This is a genomic window from Halorubrum sp. SP3, from assembly GCF_005435195.1.
Classification (GTDB): domain Archaea; phylum Halobacteriota; class Halobacteria; order Halobacteriales; family Haloferacaceae; genus Halorubrum; species Halorubrum sodomense.
The window spans coordinates 1-220 of sequence record NZ_SGTU01000770.1; the positions used below are offsets into that span (position 1 = coordinate 1).

The window sequence follows — 220 nt, forward strand, 5'->3', positions numbered from 1 at the left end:
ATAGATATCACGGAACGTAGCCGGATTCGAACCCATATTCCGGAAGCTGAATTTCAACTTCTGCTCCCGCGTTGCGAGGTCTCGGTTCCGTTCCATCCGGTGGTAGAATCCGATACGGAGGTCGTTGCTACCGTCTGCGCGATCTGTGAGGTTCTCAAGCGATGTCTCGTGTTTGTACCAGCCGTACTTGAACACGTGTTGCCAGTCGCCGCCGTTCGCT

The 220-nt window shown here is 54.5% G+C and carries 1 pseudogene; it reads right to left on the reverse strand.

Going from position 1 to position 220, the window contains the following annotated elements:
* Window positions 1–220, reverse strand: a pseudogene (locus EXE42_RS20080) (hypothetical protein); the annotation flags it as partial.